Genomic DNA, 22,425 nt, shown 5'->3' with positions numbered 1-22,425 from the left:
GGGAAAGGGGAATGAGTACTTACAATCCGTATGAGGCGCCGAAGGCTGATGTTTCGGTGCCGATGATCGACGAGGCTGGCATCGACGACGTGGCGAGTGCGCAGAAGTTGATCATCTACGCGATCCTGGCCTACTTCGCGGCGGTGGCCATCCAGGCCTCATCCATGGGGCCGGTGGGCTTTCTCGTGGCGTTGGGGGCGCTGGTGCTGGGTTTGGTCGGGACCTATCGCCTTTGCGCCAGCCTGGGGTTTTCGACGGGATGGCGAGTCATTCTGCTGGTGCTGATGTTCGTGCCGCTGGTGAATCTGATCGTGCTGCTGGTACTCAATGCCAAGGCGACGGCAAGATTGCGTGCTGCGGGATTCCGCGTGGGTTTGCTGGGTGCGTCGCGCTGAGGCATGCGTGCCGGCGGAAGCGGACTTTCGCCGGCATGTCCGCACACGGGCCGAGCGGGCGGCTGCACTTCCGCAGTGGTATTTTCCTTCGCTCACATGCTGGCCGTGACGTAGGCCCGGAGATGGATGTGCACAGATTGGCTTCGACGAGCGCCGTTCCCGCACTGATGGCCGTGGGGCTTTCCGTGGCCGTTGCCGCGGGCTCGCCACCCGTCGCGCCATTGCCCGCAGACGTTCTGTTCGACAGGATATCGGCACTCGATACGGCCGTATTCGACGCGTTCAACCACTGCAGCTCGCCGCAACAGCTGCAGCTGCATGCCAGTTATTTCGCACCCGATGTCGAGTTCTATCATGACGAAGGGGGTGTGACCTGGACCCGCAAGGAGATGATCGCCAAGACGGCGAAGAACGTCTGCGGTCATTTTCGCCGCGAGCTGGTTCCGGGCAGCCTGAGGGTTTTCCCGATCAGAAATTTCGGCGCCATCGAGCAAGGCGTGCATCGCTTCTGCCAATTCAGCACCGGTAACTGCGATGGCATCGCCGACTTCGTCATCGTGTGGCGCCAGCAGGGCGACAAGTGGCAGATCACGCGCGTGCTCAGCTACGGTCATCGCCCCAACAAGTGAGCCGGCCCAAGAGGTGATCGCCGGTGGAGGAGATGCCACGCATGCATTGCCTGCGGTGCCATGGGGCGCCGAGCGGCGACCGCCGTGGATATGGCGCATCCGACAGGCAGGGTACGGCGGTGCCGGTGGGGTGTCTGGCCGGGGTGTCGGCAGTCGGGTGGTGAAGATGCATGGCTTTGGGTTACGTTGGAGGTTGTTCAGACGAGGGGAGTCGTCCATGAAATACGTTCTTGCCATCCTGCTGATGGCCGTCGTGACGCTGGGTGTGACATCGGCGCGGGCCGCGCCGGCAGTCGATGCTGCAGCGGCCGTCAGTGCGACAACCGCGGCGGCCGGCACGGCGCATTTCGATGTGGATGCCGCCACCAACGCCTATATCGCGCAGTTGTCGCCGCAGGCACGGGCGAGTTCCGATGCGTATTTCGAGGGCGGCTACTGGCTGATCCTGTGGGATCTGCTGGTGGCGCTGCTAGTGGCGTGGCTGTTGCTCGGCACGCGGCTGTCGGCGCGCATGCGCGATTTCGCCGAGCGCATCACGCGCTTCCGCTGGCTGCAGACGGCCATCTATGCCGTGCAGTACATCCTGCTGACGACGCTGCTGGCGCTGCCGTGGAATGTCTATGAAGGCTTCGTGCGCGAACACCAGTACGGCCTGTCCACGCAGAACCTGGCGCAATGGTCGGGCGATCGGGCCAAGGAGCTGTTCGTGGCTCTGATCTTCGGCACCGTGGCGCTGGTGATCATCTATGCGGTGATACGCAAAGCCGCGCGCACCTGGTGGGTGTGGGGCGCGGGCGTGAGCATCGTGTTCGTCACGTTTTTCGCCACCATCGCGCCGGTATACATCGCGCCGATCTTCAACACCTACAAATCGCTGCCGGACAGCCCGCTGAAGGTGGAGATCCTGTCGATGGCGCGTGCCAACGGCATTCCCGCCACGGATGTGTACTGGTTCGATGCCTCGCGCCAGAGCAAGCGCATCAGCGCCAATGTCAGCGGCATGTTCGGCACCACGCGGATCAGCCTCAACGACAACCTGATGAACCGCGGCACGCCGGCGGAGGTCAAGGGCGTGCTGGGCCATGAGATGGGCCATTACGTGCTCAACCACATCTACAAGGGCCTCATCTTTTTCGGCATCATCATCGTGCTCGGCTTCGCTTTCGTGCGTTGGGGATTCGCCTGGGCGGAGCGTCGCTGGGGTACGCGTTGGGGCATCCGCGGCGTCGGCGATGTGGCCGGCCTGCCACTGATCGCGGCGCTGTTCGCGATCTTCATGTTCCTGTTCACGCCGGTAACCAACACGCTCAGCCGCACGACGGAGGCCGAGGCCGATGCGTTCGGCCTGAATGCCGCACGCCAGCCGGACGGCTTCGCCGAGGCCGCCGTGCAGTTGTCCGAGTATCGCAAGTTGCATCCCGGTCCGCTGGAGGAGTTCGTGTTCTTCGATCACCCCAGCGGCTGGAACCGCATCCACCGCGCCATGGTCTGGAAGGCAGAACACCTCGACGACGCGGATATCAAGCAAGAGGGAACGATTGCACGCTGATCCAACGACCGTGACGACGGCGTGGCGCATGCGCTCCGTCGATCCATGCACCGGCCACCTCGGCGGGATTCATTCAACGGAAGGAGTGCCGTCATGACATCTGGATGGGTCACCCTGGGAACGCTTGGCCAGCTGGCGCTGGCCGGTTTCCAGTTCATGCTGGTGATCGTTTCCGCCAGCAGCCTGGGTGCGGGACCGGCGCTCGGCAAGCTGGAGTCGGCGACTCTCAACGCTTTGATATACGTGCTCCCCGCCACCAGCATCGCGAGCGCGGCGATCGTGTTGTATCTGTACCGGCATGGCGGCAGCAGCGCAGGCTACTGGTGGTATGCGCTGCCGCTTGCGGCGACCCTCGGCTACCTGGTCTATGTGGTCGGCCTGAGCCATCGCTCGTAGCGAAAGGTGGCGTGTCCGGGGCGCCACTCTCTGATGCGCGTCCCCACCCCGGCGTTGGTGCGGTGTGGCGCGGCTCGGATCTTGCTTGCAAGTGCTGGTATCAGAACGGTGACAAGGCAGGATCATGTCAGAAGTGTACGAACGCTACGGCGAGTTGCCTCGCTTGCGAGACTCGCAACGGGCAGGCCAGCAGCTGTTGCCGCGCCGGGTGTACCGCTTCCGCGTGCTCGGCATGGGGGTTGCGGGCCTGCCGATTGCGTTGGTGCTGCGCGAGAACGGCGCGGCGCCGTGGTCGTTCGCGTTGCTGGTCTTTACCTGCCTGTTGTGGCCACATCTGGCCTATTTGCTGGCCCGGCGCAGCCCCCAGCCATTCCAGACCGAGCTGCGCAGCCTGATGCTGGATTCGCTGATCGCCGGATTGTGGGTGCCTCTGATGCACTTCAACCTGCTGCCTTCGGTGCTTCTGCTCACCGTGGCCACCGCCGACAAGATCAATACGGGTGTGCGCGCCCTGTGGCTGCGTTCGCTGCCGGGCATGGCGCTGGGGGTCTTGTTTGGCGGCATGCTGACGCATTTCGTCACCCGTTACGAAACCAGCCTGGTCGTGATGCTCGCCTGCCTGCCGTTGCTGGTGATCCATACCCTTGCCGTAAGCCTTGGCAGTTATCAGCTGGTGCGCATGGTGCAGGGGCGGAATCGCCGGCTTGACGAACTGAGCCGTCTGGACGGGCTCACCGGACTGGCCAACCGCCGGCACTGGCAGGACGAGGCCGGGCGGCTGCTGCAGGCCTGGCATGCCGACGGCAAGCCGGCCACCCTGATGCTGGTGGACGTGGATATGTTCAAGGCCATCAACGACCGTCATGGGCATGCCGTGGGTGACGACGTGCTGCGTCGCCTGGCCGAGCTGATCCACCGCCACATCGGTCCGGACGCCCATGCCGGCCGTCTTGGCGGCGACGAATTCGCGATCGTGATGCCGGGCCCGTTGCATGCTGCCGAAGTGGTGGCAGAGCGCCTGCGCCGCAGCGTGGAGACGCTGGACTTGTCGCACGTGCCTGAACTGCGCTGTTCGATCAGCCTCGGCCTGGCGCAGGCCAGCGAGGCCGGTCGCAGCCTGCGCGAATGGAGCGAGGTCGCCGACCGTGCGCTTTATCGTGCCAAGCATGCCGGTCGCAATCGCATGGCCAGCGGGACCGAGCCGCAGACAGAGCCGGCATGAGGGTTGCCGTCGTGCGGCTGCGTCCGCACTGATTGCCCGCACCTGCATCAGGCCGGTTCGCCGGTGGCTCGCGGTGTCGTGCGCACGAAACGAGGTGCCTCAATTCCAGGCCACCCGGCGGTGTGCGTGGTTGTGCTGCTTAGTGCGTCTCGGTCACGGGGTTGCCGGTGAACGTCAGCGTGTGGCCATCGTCCGACGCCAGTGTCAGCGACGGCGCATTGCCTATCGTGGACAGGATCAGGGTAGGCCTGCTTTGCAGCAGGTTGCTGATCGTGGTCTCGCGCTGCATCAGCGTCTGGTCGTGGCAGGCCATCATGGTGTGCATCATGGATGCGACCACGAGATGGTCCTCGACGATGAGGAAACTGCCGCCCATGTTGTTGCAGGCGTTGCGCACCCTGACCCGGCCGTCGGCGAAATCGAGTTGCAGCGGACGGTCCGGCAGGCCAAACAGTGCATCGAGGCGCTGGCCATGGCTGTCGACGGCATCGTGCAGCTGCCAGTGGTAGCGCGCGAGGGTGGCTGGCCAGGTCGATGCGTTTGAGCTGTCCGCGACGGTTGCAGCGGCATGCGCAGGCGGCACCGGTGCCGTCGTGCAGGCGGCGAGAGCAAGGGTGAACAGCAGCAGGTGGATTCTCATGACAGGTGTCCTCCAGTGCCGATTGAACAACGCATGGCGTGAACAAGGTTTGATGATGGCGTTCACAAAAAAAGCCGCGCCGGGCATGTGCCTGACGCGGCAAGAGCTTTGAGCCGACCACTGCCAGGAAGTCGGGAGCCGTCGCCGGAGGGTTCCGTCGCGGAGGAAGCAAGCTAGCGGGAGTGTGTCTCAGCGGTTGAGATGGTGACGTTCGCATCATCGGCGGCTCAGGTTATGGGCGTATGACAGGATGCCGGCAACGCGATGCATGCCAGGCCCCTTGCAGATGGATCGTTCCGAAGCCCCGTTCAGCCGTGCGGATGCCGGCGATATGGGCATGGCATGCGCGGCAAGCCGAGGTCGAGCCGGCCGTGGAGGTGGTGGCTGCTGGCGCGCCGACGATCAGCCGTGTGGCGTGGCGCGTGGGCGGCGCGGTCCCGGTGCTGAGTGCCGCCCCTGCGCCGCGTCGATGGTGTCGATCCAGCCGGCGCGCGAATCCGGGAATGCATCGGCATAGGGCACGTACGGCTTGATGTCGAGGATCGGGGTGCCATCGAGCAGATCCATGCCGCGCACGCGCAGCGCATGCGCCTCGATCGCCACCAATTCGACCGCGGACAGGCCAATCGCGTTCGGCCGGTGCGGCGAGCGGGTGGCCAGCACGCTGCGCTTGCCGCCGCCGCGTGGCGGCCGCACCTCGGCCTTCCAGCCTTCGCTGCGGTGGAACACGAAGACCAGCCAGATGCGCTCGAAGCCGGCCAGGTCGCGAAACGCCGCGGCAGGCAGATCTGCCACGAACTCGATGACCGCCTCGGCGACATCCCCGGTTTCGGTACCTTCCACCACGGTCGGCTGGTGCGGCGCGTCGATCCGTCGCGCATACGGCGAGCGGACGAAGGCAATCGGATGGCAGGAGAACGCGCTGGAGGTATCGTGCATGGTGGTCACGCAGAGCGGGATGGCGCCATTATCCATCTTCGTACTGCTTGCCATGGCTTTATCCACCTTCCCTGCCGAGGACGCCATGAAATACCTGGTCATGATCTACAACGACGATGCCCTGCTGGGCGCGTTGCCGGAAGGCGAGTTCGACGCGCTGATGCGTGGTTGCCTGGTGCACGCGGACGAGCTGCGCGAAGAAGGTTGTCTGCTCGACTCACAGCAGCTGGAGGCACCGGCCACGGCGAAGACGGTGCGTATCCGCAGCGGCAAGGTGACCGTCGTCGACGGGCCATTCGCCGAGACCAAGGAATACCTGGGCGGCTTCAACCTGATCGAGGCGGCGGACATGGACGAGGCGGTGCGGATCGCCTCGGAATTTCCGTGGTCGCGTACCGGCTGCATCGAGATTCGCCCGGTGCGCGACGTGGCGTCGGTGCGGCGCCGGGTGGGCGCGTGATCTCCGGTGCTTCCCTGGTGACGGTGGACGCGCCACCATGCGACTCCTGCCCGCCCGTGATCCAGCCATGAATTCATACGACGACGACCATGATGCCGAGCGCGAATTCGACGATGTCGATGAGGACTCGGTCGAGGCAAAGGTGTGGCAGCTGCTGTTGCTGATCAATCCCGGCGACGAGGAAACCGCGCTGCTGCAGTTCAGCGACTACCGTGAGGCTATGGCCGACATCGATGCCGACGAAGTCGAGCCGATCGAGCTGATCGGACGGGTGATCGACTGGCGTTCCGGTTTCATCGTGGGCACGCATGACCTGCGCTCGCTGGTACAGGCGATCGACGAGCTCTCTTCGCGCTGGAACCTGTCGGTGGACTGGAACGGCGATCCGGACGACGACGAGTTCTTCGACGACCTGGATGCGGCCGAGCTGTTCTCGATCGCCTACGACCGGCTCGCCGAGTTCGGCTACACGCTGTGGGCGTGGGAAACCAATGGCGACACCTATGCCGGCTGGATGACGCTGACCCGCGACGGCGAACCGTTGCGCGAGCTGGCCACGGCCCTGGGCATCAATCTGCGGCTGGGCAGTGAAGTGAGCTGATCGGAGACGACAGGGCGATGCACGGCATCACTTGCCATTTTCATGAACAACGAGTTTCGGATCATTCCATGCTGCAACTGATCGGTTTCGATGGCGACGACACGCTGTGGCACAGCGAGGGTTACTACCGGCAGGCGAACGAGGAGTTCGCCACCCTCGTCGGGCGCTACGTGGACCTGGCCGACCAGCAGGTGCACGACAGCATGCTGGCGACCGAGCAGCGCAACCTCAAGCTGTTCGGCTACGGCGCCAAGGGCATGGCGCTGTCGATGGTGGAGACCGCGATCACGGTCACGGACGGCCGCATCAGCGCGGGCGATATCCATCGGCTGATCGAGCTGGGCAAGGACGTGCTGCAGCATCCGGTGGAACTGCTGCCGGGCATCCGCGCGGCGGTCGAGGCAGTGGCGCAGCATCACGCGGTGGTGCTGATCACCAAAGGCGACCTGTTCCACCAGGAAAAGAAGGTCGCGCAATCGGGCCTGGCCGAGTTGTTCCGGCGCATCGAGATCGTGTCGGAAAAGAACGCCGATACCTACCGGCGCGTGCTGGCCGAGTTCAGGCTGCAGCCGGCGCAGTTCGCGATGGTCGGCAATTCGCTGCGCTCGGATATCGAGCCGGTGGTGAAGCTCGGTGGCTGGGGCATCCATGTGCCGTATCGCGTGACCTGGGCGCACGAGCTGGAGCACGATCTCGGCGACGACCATCCGCACGTGATCACGGTGGATGCGCCATCGGCGATTCCGGCTGCGGTGGCGCAGTTGCGTGAGCGGGCCGCTTGAATCGCGCGCGCATGAGCGGGTTTGTCGCGAGCAGGCCGGATTGAGCAGGTCGGATTGATCAGGAGCGCCACACGATGCATGCCCTGTTGTTCGAAAAGTTCGGTGGCCCCGAGGTGTTGCATTGGGGCGAGCGACCCGATCCGATCCCGGCACCTGGCCAGGCGCTGGTACGCATGCGCAGCGTCGGGTTGAATTTCGCAGACGTCTACCGGCGCAATGGCAACTACCACCTCAGCGGCACGGCGCCGTGGATTCTCGGCTACGAGGGTGCTGGCGTGATCGAGCAGCCGGTCGCCGGCGATGCGTTGTTTCCGCTCGGCACGCGGGTCGGATTTGCCGACATGCCGTATGCGAACGCCGAGCTGGTCGCGGTGGATCTCGACAAGCTGGTCCCGTTGCCGGATGACATCACCTTCGACACGGCTGCAGCGACCTTGCTGCAAGGCTTGACCGCGCAATATCTGGTGACCGACAGCTATCGGGTACGCCGCGGCGATGTGGCCGTGGTGCATGCCGCAGCCGGTGGCGTGGGTCAGCTGCTGGTGCAGATGTTGAAGGCCGTGGGCGCAAGCGTGCTGGGCGTGGCATCAAGCGCCACGAGACGCGCGGCGGTGCGGGCCGCCGGCGCGGATGCCGCATGCGGCTACGACGAGCTTCTCGCGCATACGAAACAGCTGAGCGCCGGCCGTGGCGCCGACGTGGTTTACGACTCGGTCGGACGCACGCTGGGCGAGAGTCTGGCCGCGGCACGTATCGGCGGTACCGTGGTGTTCTACGGGATGGCGGCCGGTGATCCCGACCCGGTCGACCCGCGTCTGCTGATGGACCGTTCGCTGACGCTGACCGGTGGCGATCTGTGGAACGTGCTGACCAGTGCGTCGATCCGGCGCGAGCGGGCGGCGGCGCTGTTTGCGCAGATCCGTGCCGGCCAGCTGCAGCCGAACATCGCCGCGCGTTTTTCGCTCAGTGCCGGCGCGCAGGCGCATGCGTATCTGGAAAGCCGCGAGGCGATCGGCAAGGTGCTGCTGACGCTGTAAGTGACGCGACCCGGCGCGCTCGACAGGCGCCGGGTGCCGGATCACTCCGGCTCGTCGGCCTGCTTGTCGTCATCGAAGCCGGTGTAGTCGTCCGGGAAGATCGGTGTGCCGTCGTCTTCCAGTCCCAGCATATCGGCCAGTGCCTTGGCGGCGGCGGTCTCGGCGATGCCCTTGTCGCGGAAGCTGCGGTTTTCGCAGATCGCGAAATACATCGGGAAGCCGCTCTTGCGCGGGGTCACCGCGAGCCAGGCGGAATAGCGTGAGCCTTCGAGCGTGGCGCCGGAGCGGGCAAGGTAGTTGTCGAACTCGCGCTCGGCCATCGGGGGTCATCCACTAGAGGGAGAGCACAGTGTATCGCCTGGCAGGCGTGACGCAGCGTCAGCCGGACAGGTTCTCGTCGGCTTCCAGCGGCAGTACTTCGTGAAAGACGCTGTAGTCGATGATGTTGATGCCGGCATCGTCGACGCGGACGAGGTCGGTGTAACGATGGTTCCAGCGCAGGTCCTGATGACTCCATCGCTGGCGCGCCAGCATGGATTGCGAGGTAGTCTCGTCGATGCCTTCGAGGCTCAGCAGGAAGGCCGACTGGGTACGTTCCAGGGTTTGCGCAGTCTCGCCGTAGAGCGGGCTGCTCTCGTCGATCACATGCATCAGGCTCCAGCTCAGCATGAAGATCGGATGGCGATCGCGCACCAGTTTCAGATCGTAGATCTTGCGCAGCCTGAAACCCTCCGGCGAAGTTTCAAGACGCAGCAGATGCAATTGCGCAGAGGCTTCGGCGATCACGTTCTGCCGGGTGTTGGCTGCGCGGACCATCAAGGTCTGCCTGCCGTCGATCATGCGCACGATCGGATGATTGGTGAAGATGATCTTCGCGCGCGGACGCGAGAAGCGCGAGAAGATCAGCCCGGTGACCACCGCGATGCAGGCCATCCCGGTGAAGATTTCCACCGTGGCCACGATATGCGCGTAGACAGTCTGCGGATGCATGTCGCCGTAGCCGACCGTGGCCAGGGTCTCCACGCTGAAGAAGAATGCGCCGGCGAAACCATGCGGATACTGGTTCGCGATGGGTTGCGTGCCGAGCTGGTAGATCCCGGCAAAGAGGGTGTTGAGCAGCAGGAAGGCCGCCGCGGCCAGGCCGAAGAACACCGGCCAGCTCACGGTCAGCGCACGATGATAGACGTCGTCCCAGATGCGCCGGGACAGCCCCTGGCTGACGAACTGCCGCCCGGCGATGTCGATGATCCGTGGTCGATTCAGGAAATGCAGCATCTGCCTGGGAGTCTTCGCAAGGATGGAAGCCACTCGGGCCGGGTGGCAGGACGGATCGATTGTAGCGCGCGCGGCAACGGCATCCGGCGACGCCGGCTTGTGGCAAGCTGCGCTATCCATGTCCCGGTATGCACCCATGCTGACGCCCTTCGATATCGCCTGTCCGTATTGCGGCGAAGCCACCGGGATCCTGGTCGATGCCTCGGCTGGCGATCAGTCTTACATCGAGGACTGTCAGGTCTGTTGCCGGCCGATCACCCTGAGTATCCGGATCGATGCCGACGGCGACGCGCAAGTGAGCGCGGCATCCGAGAATGAGGCCTGATGGAATCGGCCGTGCTCATGCGATGGCCTTGCCCGGTGCTGCGGCGATGATCCGCGATGTTTTGCCGGTGCCGCGCATCGTGCTGGATACCAATGTATGCCTGGACCTGTTCGTGTTCCGCGACCCGCTGTGCTCGCATTTGCTGGCGGCGCTGGAACGTGGCGCGGTGCAGGCAGTGACGCGCGACGATTGCCGCGAGGAATGGCAGCGCGTGCTGCATTACCCGCAACTGCCGATCGATGACCGGCAACGGCCTGCCTTCGACGCGGCTTTCGATGCGCTGGTCCAGCGGCTGCCGCCCGAAGAGGCGACGGCAGGCCAGGATATGGTCTTGCCACGTTGCGGCGATCCGGACGACCAGAAGTTTCTGGAGCTGGCGCTGGCTGCGGGAGCCCGCTGGCTGCTCAGCAAGGACAAGGAACTGCTGAAGCTTGACCGCCGCACCCGCAGTGCCGGGCTGTTCGCGATCCGCTTGCCGCAGCTGTGGTCGATTGCCGACCTACGCTCGCACGGCGTGCCCGGATCGGGATGAGCGGCGGTTTCAGGCGCGCCGCAACTCACTTGTCGCAGCGATCGCGATGCCTTGCGCCTGCAGGGTGGCGCGGATCGCGGTGTCCGTGTCGGGCGTCACCGGGCGGCTGAGATCCCATAGCAGGCTGGCGCGCAAGCCGAGTTCCAGCGCGTCTTGCGCCGTCCACAGCACGCAGACGTCGCGGGCCAGGCCACATACGAACACTTCGTCGACATCGCGTTGCTGCAGCCAGCCGGCCAGCCCGGTAGGCGGCCGCAAGCCGGCCGGGCCGTGGTTCTCGCGGAAACCGCTGTAGGAATCCACGCCGGGGTTGCTGCCCTTGCGGATCACCGCATCGAGGGCCGACCAGTCGATCGCCGGATGCAGCTCGGCGCCGTGCGTGCCCTGCACGCAGTGATCCGGCCACAGCGTCTGCGGCTGGCCGTACAGATCGATCTGTTCGAACGGCGCGCGGCCCGGATGCGAGCTGGCGAACGAGACATGTCCGCGCGGATGCCAGTCCTGGGTCGCCACCACATGGCTGAACATGCGCGAGCGCAGCAGTGCATCGATACCCGGCACGATCGCGTCGCCTTCGTGGCAGGCCAGTGTGCCGCCGGGCATGAAGTCGGGCTGTACGTCGACAACCACCAGGGCGGCATGGGGCGAAATGGAATGGCTCATGCGGGGAATTCGAAACCGGAGGCGACAGGGGGAGTCTAGCGCGGTCATGTCGTGGGCCGGGGCATGCGCGGCTGCAGGCATAATGCATGGGCCATCCCAGACGGAAGCCGCCGCACCATGCATTACAACCAGAACTGGATGGGCTACGGCATCGTCGGTGGCATCGAGGCCGGAGTCATTTCCGCGCTGGCGGGTTTGTTGCTGTTCGGCGTGTTCCATTGGCTGGGACGTCGCAACGGCTGGAGTTACGGCCCGCAGATCGGCTGGTCGTTCCTGCTGGCCACGATACTCACGGCGAGTGGCGACCTATGGGATCTGTTCTATTTCAACTACGCGCGCCTGCAGTCGCTGCAGCTGCTCAAGGCTAAACTCGCGCAAGTGCATGACCCGGACAGCATGGGGCTGCGCGTGCTGTGCGAATTGCTGGGCGTGGCTCTGGGCATCTACATCGGTTGGGTGCTGTGCAGCGGCAACGGTAGCCGGCGCGCCGGCAGCCCGAATAAACGGGGATAACCGCTGCCGCCGGCCGGCATGAACGGCTTCGGCGTGGCGCCGCCGCCATCGCCTACAGGACCGGATCGAACAACCGTGCCACGTGCATGGCTACCCGGCGCAGATAGCTTGCGTCGCGGTATTCGTGTTCGTCGATGGCACGGGCGCGGTCGAAGTCCGCCGCCAGCATGGTTTCCACCTCGCCGGCAAACGCCCGGTCGACGATCAGGGCGCTGACTTCGAAATTGAGCCGGAACGAACGGCTGTCGAGGTTCATGCTGCCGATCGCCGCGCTGTCATGATCGATCAGCAGCGCTTTCTGGTGCAGGAAGCCGGGCTGGTAACGGAACATGCGGATGCCGGTGCGCACGGCATGGTAGGCGTGCAGGGTGGAGGCGAGGAAAACCGTGCGATGGTCGGGCCGCGCCGGGATCAGCACGCGCACGTCGACCCCGCGCAGCACCGCCAGTTGCAGCGCCGAGCGCACCGCGTGATCCGGCACGAAGTACGGCGTGCTCAGCCATACGCGCTCGCGTGCGGCGTGAATGGCGGCGGTGAAGAACAGCGAGCCGGTTTCCAGTTCATCGGCCGGACCGCTGGCCACGATCAGCGCGCTGGCATCGCCCGCGCCGGGCGCTGGCGGCAGCATTGGCGGCAGGTTGCCGGTGATCCATTGCCAGTCTTCGGCAAAACGCTGCTGCAGATCGGCGACCGCCGATCCACGCAGCTCCAGCTGGGTATCCCGCCACGGCGCCAGCGGCGGTTTCAGGCCCAGGTATTCGTCGCCCACGTTGAGGCCGCCGACGAAGGCGCAGCTGCCGTCGACCACCACGATCTTGCGGTGGTTGCGGAAATTCAGCTGGAAGCGGTTGCGCCAGCGATGGGTCGCGAACGGGTGGATCGCCACGCCGCCGGCGCGCAGCGTGTCGACGTAGTGGCGCGGCAGGTCGTGGCTGCCGACGCCGTCGAACAGCACGCACACGCGCACGCCGGCCGCGGCGCGTTGCAGCAGCACCTGCTGCAGCCGGCGGCCGAGGCCGTCGTCGTGGATGATGAAGAACTGCACCAGCAGGTAGCTTTCCGCGGCGGCCATCGTCGCCAGCATGGCGTCGAACGCGGCTTCGCCATCGATCAGCAGCCGCAGCCGGTGGCCGCCGCGGAACGGACGCCCCTGCAGGGCGCTGATCGCGGCGAAGCGGGCACAACCCGGATCGATGGCGTGCCCGTCCGTGCTGACCGGCGACAGCGGCGCCGGTCGCCGCCGCCGCCCGGTGCGGTAGCCCAGGAAGCGGCTGGAGCCGAGGTACAGGTAGGGCAGCAAGGTGACATACGGCAGCAGCAGCAGGCCAAGTGCCCAGCCGATGGCGCCCTGCGGCGTGCGTGTGCGCATCACCGCATGCATCGCTGCGAAGGCGCCCAGCAGGTGCAGCAGGAGGATGCAGGTGGTGAGCACGCTGGCGGTCATGGCAGGCTGCGCAAGCCGGCTAGTCGCCCAGTAGCTGATCGGCGAGGTTGCGGGCCTGCTGGCGGATCTCCGGCATGGCGGTGGACTCCCACAGCGTACCGCGCAACAGGCTGCCGATGGCAAACAGGTGCTGCCAGCTGCCGCCGTTGTGGTGCAGGCGGCCCGTCGCGTCGGCCTGGACGCCCAGGCCGAGCGGATCGGCCGCGATGTGCGCGTTGGTCACCAGTTGTCGCACCAGTCGATGCCGGGTACGGCGCACGTCGGTATCCAGGCCGACGGTCTGGATCACCAGGTCGGCTTGCAATGTGCGCGTCTCGCCGGCATGGTTGAGGGTGAGCTGCAGAGCATCGTCGACAAGCTCCACCGACTGCACGCGACCGCGTTGACGTTGCAGCTGGCCCGCCTGTTCCAGGCCCGTGATCGAGTCGAGTACCTGCGGTGGCATGCGATGGCGCATGCGTTCCCAGGCCCAGCGTGCATGACGCAGGAAGCGCGCGCGCTGCTCCAGCGGCAGCACATGCCACAAGCCGGAGGTATGCGGTCGCAGGCTATCGATGACCGGGCGCCAGTCGGTTTCCTGTGCGCATGCTTCGCGCAGCAGGTGCAGCCAGCGATGGATCTCAGGCGCGTCGCGCATTGAGGCGATCAGCTCGGCGCCGTCATCGGTCGGTGCCGTGGCCCTGGACAGATGCGCGGTGGGCAGCAGGCCATGGCGGGAGATCGCGGTGAATTCGGTCTGTGGCCATTGCGCGGCAAGTTCCAGCAGCACGTCGACGGCGGTCAGCCCCAGGCCGATCAGCGCCACCTTGCGCGGCGGCGGATGGATGTTCGCCGCATCGGCCAGCAGTTGCCACGGATCCATCACATAACGACCGCTCTCCAGCGAGGCGGCGTTGACGCCACCGAGCGGCTGCGGCGGCAACGCGCCGAGTGCCAGGACGGCGGCGTCGGCCCGATGGCTTTCCTCGCCGTGGATCAGCGTGACGCCATCGCTTTCGGGAACCAGCGCATCGACGGTGAACGGGATGATGTTGACATCGTGTCCGTGCGCCTTGCCCTGCTCCAGCGCGCGCACGATTTCCGCCTCGAGATAGTCGCCGTAACGGCGGCGTGGCAGGAAATCGGTGCCGGCAATCGCCGGGTCGTCGCGCTGCAGGAAGTCCAGGAAGCCGCGTGGCTTGCCGGCGAACATGCTCATTGATGCCGCCCGCACGTTCAGCAGATGGCGATCCGAGCGGGTGCCATACGCGACGCCGCGCCCCGGCGCAGCGGTAGCGCCGGCATACCAGTCCAGATGCAGCGGTTGCGGTGGCTGGCGCTCCAGCAGTTCGCCGAGCAAGGTCGCTGCCGCGGCACCGCCGCCGATGATGGCGACCCGTCGAAACATGAAATTACCTGTGTGAGTGGCGTACGGTCAGCCGCGCAGGCGGCCGGCGATGCGGCTGTACTGCGGCTGTGCGATCCAGCTGCCGGCAGGGCCGGCCTGTTCGTATGCGAAGAACTGCTCCAGGCTGCCGCCGTAGACGTGCAGGGTCAGCGCGGTATCGTGCTTCGACAGATTGCGGCAGCGGTGCGCGTGGTTTTCGTCCCCTTCGAACCAGGTGCCATCGCCTGGGCCGAGCCAGTCGCGGCCCAGCATGCGCAGGTCGCCCGAGGCCTGGTCGCGTGCATACGACTGCACTTCCAGTGCGCCGGCGAGGGCCACTTCCAGCCCCCACAAACCGGCGTGGTCGTGTACCGGGGTGAGGTGGTTCGGGGGCCATGCCATGACCAGCACGCTGAGTGCCGGCTTGTTGCGCTCGGCCAGCAACCAGCGTTCGAAGCCGCGCTGGCGTGCACGCAACGGGGCCAGGCGGTTGGCCAGCGTCGCCGCATTCTGGTGCACCACGCGGCCCAGTTCACGTGCCATCGTGGCCAGATCCGGTTGCTCGGTGCTGCCGTACTCAAGCGCGATCTCGCGCAGCGTTTTCAGGGTGCGGCTGTGCTTGCCCATGCATGAAGCTCTACAGGGTAACTGAGCATCAGTGGAGCATGGCCGTCGTTAAAGACGTGTAAGCCGATGGCGGGTTTCTACCATGACTTTTGCACCATGCGCCGGACGTGCGAGACGTCCATGCTGGGCCTGCGCCGGTGGCCTCGAAACGCTTTCATGGTGGCGGTTCGGGTTGCCGCGCACCGCGTGCGGTGCGACCCGGCAGGTGATGCGCAGGGACCTGCGATTCAGTTGAGTGGTTGCCGTGGAAGGGCCCGGTCGGCATGTGTTTGTCGGCCGGGCCTTCCGTTTGTCGGACCTATTGTTCCTGCAGTGCGAAGCTCACCGGGACGCGTGCACATGCACGCACTGCCTGGCCGTTCACCAGTGCCGGCTGAAAGCGCCAGCCGGCCAGCACCTGTTCGCGTGCGCTGCGATCGAGCAGGGCATAGCCGCTGCCGTGTTCCACCTGCACATCCACCGGCTTGCCGCTCTCATCCACCAATACGCGCAGCAGCACGGTGCCCTGCATATGCTGGCGCATGGCCTGGACCGGGAACTGCAGTGGCGCCGAGCGATAAGCCAGGCTTGCCTCGACCGGTGCTGAAGCCGTCGGTGCGGTGCCGATGCCGGTGGGACGCAGGGTCGGCATGGTCGCCGGCGGGACGGCGACCTGTCCGTCAATGCTGGGTGTCACCACGGGTGGCGTGGTTAGCGGGATCGGCTGCTGGCGTGCCTGCGGCAAGGCCTTGGGCTGCTTCAAGGGCTTCAGTTCAATCGCTGGCGGCGGCGTCACCTTGGCCGGAGGATCGATGAAGTGGATCTGTTGTGCGGGCGCCAGCGTGTGAATCGCAGCCAGCTGCGCGGGCATGATGGGCCGTGTGGCGATCAAGATGACGGCAAGGTTGAGGGCGATCGCGGCACTGAGCGCAGCGATGCGTGTGGGATCGGGGCGACGAGCAACAGCCAGGCCTGCGGACGACATGAGCGACCTCCTGACGGCAGTTTGGGATGTTGCGTCCGTCACGCTGCGCAAGGGCAGGGGGATCGTGCGGGCGCAATTGCAGCGTATGCCTGTTGCAGGTTATTGCGCAAGTGGACGGCTGGACGTCCATATCGGGAATTTTTGAGTGCGGCTCGCTTGCCGGGCTGGTGGCAACAGCGGCTGCGTTCGGCAAAAAAATGCCCTGCGGGGAGGCAGGGCAGAACGCGGATGGCAGGGGGATGGGTTGCATCCGCGGCGGCAGTGTCGTCGGCAGTGCATGCGGATGGCGTGCAATTGGGGTGAAGGGGGATTTAACGCAGCGCTTGTCCGCTGGCGTGGCGGCTGGACCGTGGCCATCGGTATGCAAGCGCCGGTGTGCCGGGTAAGGTAGGGGCGGCGTTGGGTAGTACCGCGCCTTGCCAGGAGTTTCCCCATGTCCGCCACATCCGGCACTGTCGTGCCGCGCTACAGCTTCGGTGATGAACTTGCCAGCAGCGTCATCCACGGCATCGGCATTGTCCTGAGCATCGCCGGGCTGGCCACGCTGGTGGCGTTTGCCGCGCTGCACGGCAATGCGCTGGCGGTGGTCTCCTGTGCGGTGTTCGGTGCCTCGCTGGTGTTGCTGTACACCGCATCCACCCTGTACCACTCGATTTCCGTGGCCGCGGCCAAGCCGGCCTTGCGCGCACTTGATCACATGGCGATCTACTTGTTGATCGCCGGTACCTACACCCCGTTCACCCTGATCGCACTGCCCGGCGCCTGGGGCTGGAGCCTGTTCGTGGCGGTGTGGGCGCTGGCGCTGGCCGGCATCGCGCTGGAGCTGGGTCTATTGCGGCGCTATCACAAGCTGGCCGTGCTGCTGTACGTGGGCATGGGCTGGATCGGCATGATCGCGTTCAAGCCGCTCAGTGCACACCTGCAGACCGGTGGCATGCTGCTGCTGATCGGCGGCGGTGTGGCCTATACGCTGGGTGTACCGTTCTATCTGTGGCGGCGGCTGCCCTATCACCATGCGTTGTGGCACGCGTTCGTGCTGGCCGGCAGCGTGCTGCACTTCCTCGCCGTCCTGCTGTACGTGCTTCCCGATGCGCCGGCGTGAGCATGCCGGTTGCGCTGCAGGCGATGCGCCGCGAGCTCGAGGATGCTGCCACCCACCTTGGCCGGCCGCACGACCTGCGTTTCAAGCCGATGTTCGGCGGCCTGATGGCATTTCTGGGCGAGCAGCCATGCGCATGGCTGACGTTGGACGGGTTGGCGTTGAAACTCGCGCCGGCCGATCAGTCGGCACTGCTGGGGCTTGAAGGTGCATCGCGACTGATCGCCAAGCCAGGTGCGGCGCCGAGCCGGCATTACATCATCGTGCCTTCGGCAGTATGTCGCGATACGGCAGCGCTTGCCGGCTGGCTGGCGAGAAGCGGGCAGGTGCGCGCTGCGCAACGGCGCTCAGGACTTGCGCCCCGTCATTGAATGACGGGGTGGCATCGTGGCGACAGGCTGGAGCCTGCCGCCACGACGGGTTCAGTGTTTCTGACGTGCGGGGATGAATTGCGTGCGCACCGCCTCGGCCAGTTGGGCCGGTGGCAGCAGGCCCTGGCCGATCACGAAGTCGTTGAATGCCATGCGATCGAATTTCGGCCCCAGCGTGAGCTCGGTTTCCAGCCGCAGCTGCTGGATCCGCATGTAGCCGTAAAAATACGATGCGGCCTGGCCCGGGCTGTTGAAGGTGTAGCGATCGATTTCCTGGCGCGCCATCGGCTCGGACAGGCCGACGTCGTGGATCAGCACGTCCTTCGCCCGTTCCTTGCTGATCAGGCCGAGATTGAGCATCGGATCGAGGTAGGCGCGCGCGGCGCGCATCATGCGGGCCTGCAGCGCGGCGAACTGGCCAGCCGGCGGCTCATACGGCAGCATCTCCGATTCCGAATACAGCGCCCAGCCCTCCACATTGACGCTGTTGAAGGCGAACAGGCTGCGCGCCAGCGACACGCCGCGTTCGAGCATGGCGGCAAACTGCAGCTCGTGGCCGGGGCGGCCTTCGTGCGAGGTGAGCGTCCATGCCGCGGCCTTGAAGGTGAAGTCGTCGTAGCTCTGGCTGGTGTCGCCTGCCTTCGCCGGCTGGCCGGTGCTGAGCACGAACGTGCCCTTCTCGCCGTGGTTGTTGATGAATGGCGGCGGGTCCATGTGCGGCGCCGGGATCTGCGCATTCTCCGCATCCGAGGCCAGGCGCATCTGCATCGCACGCTGGGGCAGGGTGACGATGTGCTCGCGGCGGATGATCGCCTCGATCTGGCCGAGCACTTCGTGGTACCACGGCAGCACCTGGTCCTTCGGCAGCTGCTGTTTCTTCAGCGCCTTCAGCACGTCGCGGTAGTCGGTGGCGTCGATGCCCTCGGCTTTCGCCACCACCGGCGCAAGCATCTGCATCGCTCCGCGCATCTCGACGAATTCCAGTTCCGCCTGCTTCATCAGTTCCTGCGGCGGGATGTCGATGCCGACCTGCTTGAGCGTGTAGGCATAGAGCGGTTCGGGCATGCGGAAGTCGGTGCGTGCATGCGGCAGCACGGTGGTGCGCACCCAGCCGTCGTAATCCTTCAACTGTTGCGCGAGCGTATCCAGCGCGGCCTTGCCCTCGGCGTTGTCCAGCTTGTACTTGGTGAACAGCTGGCGGATGCCGTCGACGTAGTGCGAGGTGTTCTCCAGCTGCTGCTCGACCTGGCCCTTGTAGGGGCCAAGCAGGGCCTTGTTGCCCAGCCGCTCGGTGGTCTGTGCCTCGGCCAGCTGGGTGATCGGCGTGCAACCGGGCGTCTTGCCGATGTAGCACTGCAGTCGGGCCAGCGCGGACGGTCGACGCTTGGCGTCGACGTCGTCCTTCAACAGGGCAAATTCGCCGCCGAAGATCAGCTGGCCGACATCCTGGAACGGCAGCAGGTATTTCGCGTTGAGGTCGATGCCCTCGATCTGCTGCGCGGTGGCATCGATCATGATCTGCAGATCCTGCTGCACGTTGGCGTCCTTTTCGGTCGCCAGCATGTTTTCCAGCTTGCCCTTGGCATCCACCAGCGCCGCGCGCGAGCGTGCGTCGATGCCGGGCTTGAGGTCGGCGACCTTGTCGTCGTAGCCGGGGACGCCGATTTGCGAAGCGAACTCCGGACTGAAGCGAGCCAGCGTATCCAGCAGCACCTGGGCGTCTGCATTGCTGCGCGCGACCCAGGCGGGGGGCGTGGTGGTCTGGGCATGGACCGAACCGGCGGCAGCCAGCGCGGTTGCCATGGCGATGGCGAGATATTTGGACATGGGCACGGTTCCCGAGGAGGTGGCCCAGCCTAGGAGAGTGCGCCGGCCCGGCGCCATGTGCCGAACGTCGTGGCGCTCAGCTGAGCAGCATCGCTGCCCCGAACAGGCCGACCATCGCGAAGGAGAGCACCAGTTTGACGAGGGTGCCGAACAGCAGGCCAAGCCAGGTGCCAAGCCCGACATGCGCCGAACGCAGCACGCTGGTGCCGGACGCCAGTTCGCCGGCGAGCGCGCCGAGGAACGGCCCGAACAGCAGGCCTGGGATGCCGAAGAACATCCCGGCCAGGGTGCCTGCCGTGGCTCCCCACAAGGCCAGTTTGCTGGCACCGACGCGCTTGGCGCCGAGGGTGCTGGCGACGAAATCGATGATCACCCCGATGCCGCCCAGCGTGCCGATGATCAGCAGCCACCACAGCCCCAGATGCCGGTAGCCGTCCACCGCGGCGACCAGCCAGATGCCGCCGAAGATCATCGGGATCCCAGGCAGCGACGGCAGTACCGCACCGGCCAGGCCACCGACGATCAGCAGGGCGGCAAGCACGTATAACGCAAGGTCCATCATGTGGGTCCCGGGGCGGTGGTGGCGGCATTGGAGCAGAAACGAGTGAAGAGGGGGTGAGATATCGAGAGGTAGAGCATCAGGGCGCAGCTTCTCTCACTCCTCTTCACTCACTTCTTGACCTTGCGCTACTTCTCCACGAACGCCCGCTCGATCACGTAGTCACCCGGTTCGCGCGTACGCGGCGAAGCCTGGAAGCCGCGGCCGTCGAGCAGCGCGCACAGGTCGTCCAGCATCACGGGACTGCCGCACAGCATTGCGCGGTCGGTTGCGGGATTCAGCGGCGGCAGGCCGGTTACCTCGCTCATCACGCCGTCGACGATCGCATCGGTAATGCGACCGCGGTTGCGGAACGGCTCGCGCGTCACCGTGGGGTAATAGATCAGCTTCTCGCGCACCAGTTCGCCGAGGTACTCATGCTGCGGCAGTTCGTGCTCGAGGTAATCGGCATAGGCGAGGTCGTTGATGTGGCGCACGCCATGCGCCAGCACGATCTTGTCGAAACGTTCGTAGGTGTCCGGATCGCGGATGATGCTCATGAACGGTGCCAGCCCGGTGCCGGTGCCTAGCAGGTACAGATGCCGGCCAGGCTTCAGGTCGTTCAGCACCAGGGTGCCGGTGGGCTTGCGCGTGACGATCAGGGGGTCGCCGGGCTTGAGGTGCTGCAGGCGCGAGGTGAGCGGGCCGTTGGCCACCTTGATCGAGAAGAACTCCAGGTGTTCTTCCCAGTTCGCGCTGGCGATCGAATACGCGCGCATCAGCGGACGCCCATCCGTCTCCAGCCCGATCATCACGAATTGCCCGCTGTCGAAACGGAAGCCGGGATCGCGCGTGGTGCGGAAGCTGAAGAGGGTGTCGTTCCAGTGCTGCACGTCGATCACGTGCTCGGTCGCCATTGCCACCATGGTGGGTTGTCTCGTCGGGTTGCCGTATCGGGATGTCGGGGTTTGCACGCCTGTCCTTCCGTCAGGCCGGAGGCAGGGATTCGCGGGGAGGGCGGCATGGCCGCGGTGCCTTGCGAGCGCCGGGTCGAGCTCGGCGACTGGCGGCCAAGGATACGCGAACGGGTCGCATGGCGCCTGTGCCTGCCGCCCTGCGGCGAGCCGGCGGCTGCCAGCTACTACAATGGCGGCATGTCCATCCCGCTTTCGCCACGAACCAGCCCTCTCCCTGCCGACGACTGGCGTATCTGCGTCGCCCCGATGATGGACTGGACGGATCGTCACTGCCGCTATTTCCACCGCCTGCTGTCGCCCCATGCGCGGCTGTACACCGAGATGGTGACCAGCGCGGCGCTGGTGCGCGGCAGGCAGTTGCGCCTGCTCGAGCACAGCCAGCAGGAGCATCCGGTCGCCCTGCAACTGGGCGGCAGCGACCCGCATGAGCTGGCGCAGGCGGCGCGCTTCGGCGCCGCGGCCGGCTACGACGAGATCAACCTCAATGTGGGCTGTCCGTCGGATCGGGTGCAGTCCGGCCGCTTCGGGGCCTGCCTGATGCGCGAACCGGCCTTGGTCGGCGACTGCGTGAAGGCGATGCGCGACGCGGTCAGCGTGCCGGTGACGGTGAAGTGCCGCATCGGCGTGGACGACCAGGACGACTACGCCGGCCTGCAGCATTTCACCGAGACGATGCTGGAAGCCGGCGTCGGGGTGCTGGTGGTGCATGCGCGCAAGGCGTGGCTGCAAGGCTTGTCGCCGAAGGAGAACCGCGAGATTCCGCCGCTCGACTACGAGCGCGTATATCGGCTCAAGCGCGAATTCCCGGGGCTGGTCGTGGTGATCAACGGCGGCGTCACCACGGTCGAGCAGGTGCGGGCGCATTTGGCCCAGCTGGATGGCGTGATGCTGGGGCGTGCCGCGTATCATGATCCGTACCTGCTGGCGCAGGTCGAGGCGGCGCTGTACGACGAGCCGCTGCCGCAGCGCGACGAGGTGCTACGTCACCTGCGCCCGTATGTGGAGGCGGAGCTGGCGCGCGGCACCGCGTTCAAGCACATCAGCCGGCATCTGTTGGGGCTGTACCAGGGCGAACCGGGGGCGCGCGCGTTTCGGCGCACCCTGAGCGAAGGGGCGCATCTGCCCGGGGCCGGCTGGGCCCTGCTTGAGCAGGCGCTGGCGCCATGCTCGGTGGCCGCGTGACAGCCGACGGCCGTCAGGTCAGTATTCAGCCCCGATTGCCTACGCTGAGCGCCTCGGCTTCTGCCGGGCGGG

At 65.9% G+C, this 22,425-nt stretch carries 28 protein-coding genes; 16 read left to right on the top strand and 12 right to left on the bottom strand.

The window, feature by feature from the left end:
* Nucleotides 1–11: 11 nt before the first annotated feature.
* The 5 genes from B0E46_RS02675 (at nt 12) to B0E46_RS02655 (ending at nt 4,191) form a co-directional block, all read left to right on the top strand.
* Complete coding sequence (locus B0E46_RS02675; protein ID WP_077554112.1) at nt 12–395, top strand: hypothetical protein; 384 nt, start codon at nt 12–14, stop codon at nt 393–395.
* A gap of 35 nt (nt 396–430) precedes the next feature.
* Entirely contained in the window at nt 431–1,024 is a 594-nt protein-coding gene (locus tag B0E46_RS02670; RefSeq protein WP_254425012.1) for a nuclear transport factor 2 family protein, read from the top strand.
* Between the two features lie 217 nt (nt 1,025–1,241).
* Nucleotides 1,242–2,573 carry a M48 family metallopeptidase gene (locus B0E46_RS02665; protein WP_217316303.1) on the top strand — a complete coding sequence of 444 codons (1,332 nt, stop codon included), beginning with the start codon at nt 1,242–1,244 and terminating at the stop codon, nt 2,571–2,573.
* A gap of 93 nt (nt 2,574–2,666) precedes the next feature.
* The gene (locus B0E46_RS02660) at nt 2,667–2,969 is read left to right on the top strand and encodes a hypothetical protein (RefSeq protein WP_077554111.1); all 303 of its coding nucleotides are present in this window, start codon (nt 2,667–2,669) and stop codon (nt 2,967–2,969) included.
* Between the two features lie 124 nt (nt 2,970–3,093).
* Nucleotides 3,094–4,191 (top strand): diguanylate cyclase, encoded by a 1,098-nt coding sequence (locus tag B0E46_RS02655; protein ID WP_077554110.1) that lies wholly within the window; start codon nt 3,094–3,096, stop codon nt 4,189–4,191.
* A gap of 139 nt (nt 4,192–4,330) precedes the next feature.
* Here the strand turns inward: B0E46_RS02655 and B0E46_RS02650 are convergent, their stop codons facing one another.
* Complete coding sequence (locus tag B0E46_RS02650) at nt 4,331–4,831, bottom strand: META domain-containing protein (RefSeq protein ID WP_168171118.1); 501 nt, start codon at nt 4,829–4,831, stop codon at nt 4,331–4,333.
* Nucleotides 4,832–5,233: 402 nt separating this feature from the next.
* Nucleotides 5,234–5,824 (bottom strand): tRNA (N6-threonylcarbamoyladenosine(37)-N6)-methyltransferase TrmO, encoded by a 591-nt coding sequence (tsaA, locus tag B0E46_RS02645; RefSeq protein WP_254425011.1) that lies wholly within the window; start codon nt 5,822–5,824, stop codon nt 5,234–5,236.
* 31 nt (nt 5,825–5,855) lie between these two features.
* Between tsaA and B0E46_RS02640 the strand changes: the two genes are divergently transcribed.
* From B0E46_RS02640 to B0E46_RS02625, 4 genes are all read left to right on the top strand, one after another.
* A complete protein-coding gene (locus B0E46_RS02640) occupies nt 5,856–6,230 on the top strand; it encodes a YciI family protein (RefSeq protein WP_077554108.1) in 375 nt (124 codons plus the stop codon).
* A 67-nt stretch (nt 6,231–6,297) separates the two neighbouring features.
* Entirely contained in the window at nt 6,298–6,831 is a 534-nt protein-coding gene (locus tag B0E46_RS02635; protein WP_077554107.1) for a hypothetical protein, read from the top strand.
* 68 nt (nt 6,832–6,899) lie between these two features.
* On the top strand, nt 6,900–7,613 hold the full coding sequence (locus tag B0E46_RS02630) for an HAD family hydrolase (RefSeq protein WP_077554106.1): 714 nt from the start codon (nt 6,900–6,902) through the stop codon (nt 7,611–7,613).
* A 74-nt stretch (nt 7,614–7,687) separates the two neighbouring features.
* Nucleotides 7,688–8,650 (top strand): quinone oxidoreductase, encoded by a 963-nt coding sequence (locus B0E46_RS02625; RefSeq protein ID WP_077554105.1) that lies wholly within the window; start codon nt 7,688–7,690, stop codon nt 8,648–8,650.
* A 41-nt stretch (nt 8,651–8,691) separates the two neighbouring features.
* Here B0E46_RS02625 and B0E46_RS02620 read toward each other — a convergent pair whose 3' ends face one another.
* Both B0E46_RS02620 and B0E46_RS02615 read right to left on the bottom strand, forming a co-directional pair.
* Nucleotides 8,692–8,970 (bottom strand): hypothetical protein, encoded by a 279-nt coding sequence (locus B0E46_RS02620; protein WP_077554104.1) that lies wholly within the window; start codon nt 8,968–8,970, stop codon nt 8,692–8,694.
* A 58-nt stretch (nt 8,971–9,028) separates the two neighbouring features.
* Nucleotides 9,029–9,925, bottom strand: a complete 897-nt coding sequence (locus B0E46_RS02615) for an ion channel (protein WP_077554103.1) — start codon at nt 9,923–9,925, stop codon at nt 9,029–9,031.
* 136 nt (nt 9,926–10,061) lie between these two features.
* On the opposite strand from B0E46_RS02615, the gene B0E46_RS02610 reads away from it, so the two are divergent.
* The gene (locus B0E46_RS02610) at nt 10,062–10,250 is read left to right on the top strand and encodes a CPXCG motif-containing cysteine-rich protein (protein ID WP_077554183.1); all 189 of its coding nucleotides are present in this window, start codon (nt 10,062–10,064) and stop codon (nt 10,248–10,250) included.
* Nucleotides 10,251–10,296: 46 nt separating this feature from the next.
* Complete coding sequence (locus B0E46_RS02605) at nt 10,297–10,782, top strand: putative toxin-antitoxin system toxin component, PIN family (protein WP_077554184.1); 486 nt, start codon at nt 10,297–10,299, stop codon at nt 10,780–10,782.
* A gap of 9 nt (nt 10,783–10,791) precedes the next feature.
* Here the strand turns inward: B0E46_RS02605 and pncA are convergent, their stop codons facing one another.
* Nucleotides 10,792–11,445 (bottom strand): bifunctional nicotinamidase/pyrazinamidase, encoded by a 654-nt coding sequence (pncA, locus tag B0E46_RS02600; RefSeq protein ID WP_077554102.1) that lies wholly within the window; start codon nt 11,443–11,445, stop codon nt 10,792–10,794.
* Nucleotides 11,446–11,562: 117 nt separating this feature from the next.
* Between pncA and B0E46_RS02595 the strand changes: the two genes are divergently transcribed.
* On the top strand, nt 11,563–11,958 hold the full coding sequence (locus tag B0E46_RS02595) for a hypothetical protein (RefSeq protein ID WP_077554101.1): 396 nt from the start codon (nt 11,563–11,565) through the stop codon (nt 11,956–11,958).
* A gap of 52 nt (nt 11,959–12,010) precedes the next feature.
* On the opposite strand, the gene cls is transcribed toward B0E46_RS02595, so the two are convergent.
* The 4 genes from cls to B0E46_RS02575 form a co-directional block, all read right to left on the bottom strand.
* On the bottom strand, nt 12,011–13,402 hold the full coding sequence (gene cls / locus B0E46_RS02590; RefSeq protein ID WP_077554100.1) for a cardiolipin synthase: 1,392 nt from the start codon (nt 13,400–13,402) through the stop codon (nt 12,011–12,013).
* A 19-nt stretch (nt 13,403–13,421) separates the two neighbouring features.
* Nucleotides 13,422–14,789: an FAD/NAD(P)-binding protein gene (locus tag B0E46_RS02585; protein ID WP_077554099.1), complete on the bottom strand. Its 1,368-nt coding sequence runs from the start codon at nt 14,787–14,789 to the stop codon at nt 13,422–13,424.
* Nucleotides 14,790–14,816: 27 nt separating this feature from the next.
* Complete coding sequence (locus B0E46_RS02580) at nt 14,817–15,395, bottom strand: cysteine dioxygenase family protein (RefSeq protein ID WP_077554098.1); 579 nt, start codon at nt 15,393–15,395, stop codon at nt 14,817–14,819.
* A 298-nt stretch (nt 15,396–15,693) separates the two neighbouring features.
* Nucleotides 15,694–16,359, bottom strand: coding sequence for an energy transducer TonB (locus B0E46_RS02575; protein ID WP_077554097.1), 666 nt, complete (start codon nt 16,357–16,359; stop codon nt 15,694–15,696).
* On the opposite strand from B0E46_RS02575, the gene B0E46_RS17610 reads away from it, so the two are divergent.
* The 3 genes from B0E46_RS17610 (at nt 16,358) to B0E46_RS02565 (ending at nt 17,829) form a co-directional block, all read left to right on the top strand.
* Nucleotides 16,358–16,504, top strand: a complete 147-nt coding sequence (locus tag B0E46_RS17610; protein ID WP_168171117.1) for a hypothetical protein — start codon at nt 16,358–16,360, stop codon at nt 16,502–16,504. The two genes, B0E46_RS02575 and B0E46_RS17610, sit on opposite strands and share 2 nt — an antisense overlap.
* A 288-nt stretch (nt 16,505–16,792) precedes the next feature.
* The gene (locus B0E46_RS02570) at nt 16,793–17,461 is read left to right on the top strand and encodes a hemolysin III family protein (protein ID WP_077554096.1); all 669 of its coding nucleotides are present in this window, start codon (nt 16,793–16,795) and stop codon (nt 17,459–17,461) included.
* A gap of 2 nt (nt 17,462–17,463) precedes the next feature.
* Nucleotides 17,464–17,829, top strand: a complete 366-nt coding sequence (locus B0E46_RS02565; protein ID WP_254425018.1) for a TfoX/Sxy family protein — start codon at nt 17,464–17,466, stop codon at nt 17,827–17,829.
* A 51-nt stretch (nt 17,830–17,880) separates the two neighbouring features.
* Here the strand turns inward: B0E46_RS02565 and B0E46_RS02560 are convergent, their stop codons facing one another.
* The 3 genes from B0E46_RS02560 to B0E46_RS02550 form a co-directional block, all read right to left on the bottom strand.
* Nucleotides 17,881–19,656, bottom strand: coding sequence for a DUF885 domain-containing protein (locus B0E46_RS02560; protein WP_077554094.1), 1,776 nt, complete (start codon nt 19,654–19,656; stop codon nt 17,881–17,883).
* 76 nt (nt 19,657–19,732) lie between these two features.
* On the bottom strand, nt 19,733–20,215 hold the full coding sequence (locus tag B0E46_RS02555) for a DUF456 domain-containing protein (RefSeq protein ID WP_077554182.1): 483 nt from the start codon (nt 20,213–20,215) through the stop codon (nt 19,733–19,735).
* A 128-nt stretch (nt 20,216–20,343) separates the two neighbouring features.
* On the bottom strand, nt 20,344–21,120 hold the full coding sequence (locus B0E46_RS02550; protein ID WP_077554093.1) for a ferredoxin--NADP reductase: 777 nt from the start codon (nt 21,118–21,120) through the stop codon (nt 20,344–20,346).
* 228 nt (nt 21,121–21,348) lie between these two features.
* Here B0E46_RS02550 and dusA point away from each other — a divergent pair, with 228 nt between their 5' ends.
* Complete coding sequence (dusA, locus tag B0E46_RS02545; RefSeq protein ID WP_077554181.1) at nt 21,349–22,353, top strand: tRNA dihydrouridine(20/20a) synthase DusA; 1,005 nt, start codon at nt 21,349–21,351, stop codon at nt 22,351–22,353.
* Nucleotides 22,354–22,425: the final 72 nt, after the last annotated feature.

The organism is Rhodanobacter sp. B04 (assembly GCF_002001125.1).
Lineage (GTDB): Bacteria > Pseudomonadota > Gammaproteobacteria > Xanthomonadales > Rhodanobacteraceae > Rhodanobacter.
The sequence above is the reverse complement of the archived record's forward strand: the minus strand, read 5'-3'. Positions and strand labels throughout refer to the sequence as shown.